The sequence below is a fragment of the Streptomyces sp. MnatMP-M17 genome, assembly GCF_900091995.1.
In the GTDB taxonomy this organism is placed as follows: Bacteria; Actinomycetota; Actinomycetes; order Streptomycetales; family Streptomycetaceae; genus Streptomyces.
The window spans coordinates 1-3,345 of the sequence record NZ_FMDK01000263.1; the positions used below are offsets into that span (position 1 = coordinate 1).

General features: G+C 69.8%; 3 protein-coding genes. All 3 read left to right on the forward strand.

Translation table 11 applies throughout. The annotated features are described in order from the left end of the window. Positions 1 to 1,218: ADP-ribosyltransferase (locus GA0115259_RS12545; RefSeq protein WP_218104215.1), on the forward strand; the 1,218-nt coding region annotated here is incomplete at its 5' end. Positions 1,219 to 1,484: 266 nt separating this feature from the next. Then, a complete protein-coding gene (locus GA0115259_RS12550; RefSeq protein WP_093595245.1) occupies positions 1,485 to 2,177 on the forward strand; it encodes a cupin domain-containing protein in 693 nt (230 codons plus the stop codon). Continuing rightward, on the forward strand, positions 2,174 to 3,229 hold the full coding sequence (locus tag GA0115259_RS12555) for a hypothetical protein (protein WP_093595248.1): 1,056 nt from the start codon (positions 2,174 to 2,176) through the stop codon (positions 3,227 to 3,229). The genes GA0115259_RS12550 and GA0115259_RS12555 overlap by 4 nt, the downstream gene beginning before the upstream one ends. Positions 3,230 to 3,345: the final 116 nt, after the last annotated feature.

Below are 3,345 nucleotides of genomic sequence, written 5' to 3' on the forward strand. Positions count from 1 at the left end.
CCTTGGGGCTACACCCAGGTCTGCACGGAGAAGCCCACGACCGGTGGCAGCGATGGCGGCAAGGACGACGACAAAGACAAAGACGACAAAGACAAAGACGACAAGGACGAGGACGAGAGCGAGGACGAGAAGGACAAGTGCGATGACGGCGCCCTCGCTCCTCTCGGCGGTGCTGCTTCCGGCACACCGGTCTCCTTCTCCGGCAGCCTGACCACAGGCGCAACCGGCACTGCGCACTTCGCGCTTGCCTCTGCCGACGTCGGTACGAGTACGGGTACCCGTACGGCTACGGCAACGGCCACGACTACGAGCGCAGGCGCCTGGCACGCCGCCGGCACCCGCTTCACACTCGCGGCCGACGAGCCCGACGCCGCTTCCGCCCAAGCCGCGTTGCAGGCGTTGTCCGCGGCCTCCCTCTCCGGTTTCGGTACGTACCAAGAGGCGGAGGACGCGGTCCAGCAAGCCCTTGGCTCCGATCAGGACCAGTTGAACCCGAACGTGGGCGGGGACAACCCGGGCGACCCCACCGTGGACCAGGACAACCCGGGTGACCCCAGCTTGGGGGGAAGCTGCTCCGATCCCGACGCCAACCAGCCGATGGACCCGTTCCATGTGCTGGACGACATCCCGCCGTACCGCCCGGGGAAGGACGGACGAAAAGAGTGGTCGGAGGAGGTCGAGCGAATCGCTCGCGAGAACCCGCTGACCAAGGACTTCACCGCCGAGGACGCGCTCATCATCGCCGACTACACCGGCCCCTGGGCCAATGACGCGAACATGTACCTGCGCGGCCAGCCGGTCTCCGGCAGCCGTGCCGGCAAGGTCCCGGAGTTCATCGAGAAGATGGACCGTGCCCTGGAGCATCTGCCGCCGGTCAGCGCGACCGTCTACCGAGGCACGTTCATGCCGCAGGACATGCTCGACAAGTACGCCGCGGGTGAAGAGATCACCATGCCCGAGTACCTCAGTACGTCCACCGACATCAACAAGGCCCAGCGCGCCGCCGCCAACGCGAAGAGCAACGGCCGGCAGGGCGAGTCGGTGCTCGTCCGCATCGAGACGGACAACGGCCGCAATATCGACCCGCTGTCCCGTTACCGGGGCAGGGAGTCGGAGGTCCTCATCCCGCGCGACGGCAAGTTCACGCAGACCGGTACGGAGACGACCATCATCGACGGCAAGGAGTACAAGGTCATCGTCCTGAAGCAGACAGGCTGACCCATGTGCCTGGCCCTCGTCCGGCCCTGTGCGGCGACCAGCCGGTCACCGCACAGGGCCGACGCCCGCCGTCCTTCGCCGTCCCCCGCCTCGCACGGAAACCGGTCACGGACGCGCTTCGTTCATCGTGATCTCGTCTGCCATTTGTGCCATCCGTGCCATGTGTTCCCGGACACCGGCTTACGATGCGATCGTGGTCGACAGCGCGATGGGGGGCGTCGATGTCCGGCGTGGAGTTCGGGTCCGGCAGGGCGGGGCTACGGGGTATGGCGCGGCTCGCGCGTGAACTGCCGTACGGAGTGGAGCTGTTCCAGCTCGGCTCCGAGGGCAGTGTGCTCTTCGCCGACCGCGACGGAGCGCGGGAGCTGGGGCCGCGTGAGGAGTTTCTGCCCTTCATCGACGACGGGCAGTTCGCCCACTATCTCGTCGGTGACGCGCAGACCTCGCCCGAGCGCCCGTCCAACGCGACCGTCAAGCTCGGTGTCGTCGGGCCGCGCAGCGCGTTCACTCCGCACGCCCACGGCGGCGAGCACTTCGTACTCAGCCTCGGCCACGCCTCCTGCGGACTGTGGGACGCGCCGCGCGGCCGGGTCACCGAGATCCCGCTCGTACCCGGCGGGATGATCCGTATCCCCGAGATGATGCCGCACTCCTTCGCCAACCGGGGCACCAGGCCGCTGAACATCCTCGCCGCCAACACCGGCTTCGGCATCGACCACGAGGACTACGCCATTACCGCGGACGAGGCCGAGCGCCGCGCCACGGACGATGTCGTACGAAGCAGCCGCCGCAGCGTCGGCACCGTCGCCAGGATCGGCACCGACTTCGGACTGCTCGCCGCCGCGCTGCGCGACATCGAACGCGCCCAGCGGCTTCGCGGCGTCGGCACCACCACCGCGCGGGAGCGGCTCGCCGCCGGGCTGCGCCGGATCGCGTCCGCGCTGGAGGCCCCGCGATGATCTGTCCGCACTGCAACCAGAACCTGCTCTACAAGGAGCGGCCCGACCGCACCTGCTCCAAGTGCCACCGCCGGTTCGCGCTGGATCCCAAGACCAACTCGCTCGGGCTGAGCGACATACGGATCCACCGCCTCACCTCGAAGCTCACCGACGGCGGGCAGCTGAAGATCACCCTCGACCAGCTCGGGGCCGCCGCGCTGCGCAAGCACCGGAAGAGCTCCGAGAGCGGGATCGCGACGGCCATCGGCTGCACGGCGATCGGAGTGCCGGTCGGTGTCGGTCTGCTCGCCATCGGCTCGATCGCCGACGACAACGCGAGCTTCACCACCTTCCTCGGCATCGTGCTCCTCTTCTTCGTCGTCGTGACGGTGGTCTCCAATCTGAGAAGCGGCCGGCGCCGGCCGACGGACACCAGGATGAGCGCTTTCCGCAGCGCCCTGCTGACCGACTGGAAGCAGCAGTACCACTCGCTCCCGCAGGGCGTCGTGGACGCCGTGCCGCGCCAGGGCGCGGGCGCCAACCGCCCGGAGGGCGCGCGGATCGCGCTGCTCTGCCCGGAGCCGGCCGTGCTCACCTTCCTGGCCGCCAACGACATCCCGGAGCGGTACGGAATCGCCCTCGCCGCCGAGAGCCGTCAGCTGCCGGACACGCTGCCCGTTCTCGTCCTGCACGACGCGAGCGCGGCCGGCTGTCGGCTGGTGGTACGGACACGGGAGGAGCTGCCCGGCCGCAGAGTGATCGACGCCGGGCTGCCGCCGCGCGCGGTGATGAACGTGAAGGACGCGCCGACGGTACGAGTCGCCAGGCCCGCGCGGGACCTCATCGCGTGGCTGGCCGAGAGCTCCACGCTGACCAAGGACGAGCTGGACTGGCTGGCCAAGGGATGGACCGTCCCGCTGATCGGTGTACGGCCCGCCAGGCTCATCGACGCCGTCACCAGGACCGCCCACCGGGTCGCCACCATGAACGAGGCGGATCCCGTCCGGCGCCGGGCCGAGGCCCTCGGCTTTCTGACCTGGCCCGGCGGGTCCGGCGGCGAGGCCGCCCGATGACCTCACGTGCCGCTACGGGGACCTCGCGTGTCGCCACGGGCATCGGCGACCGGCTCCTCGACCGCGCACTCGCCACGGCGGTGGCCCGCGCGGGCGCGCCGGCGCGGATCCGGGTC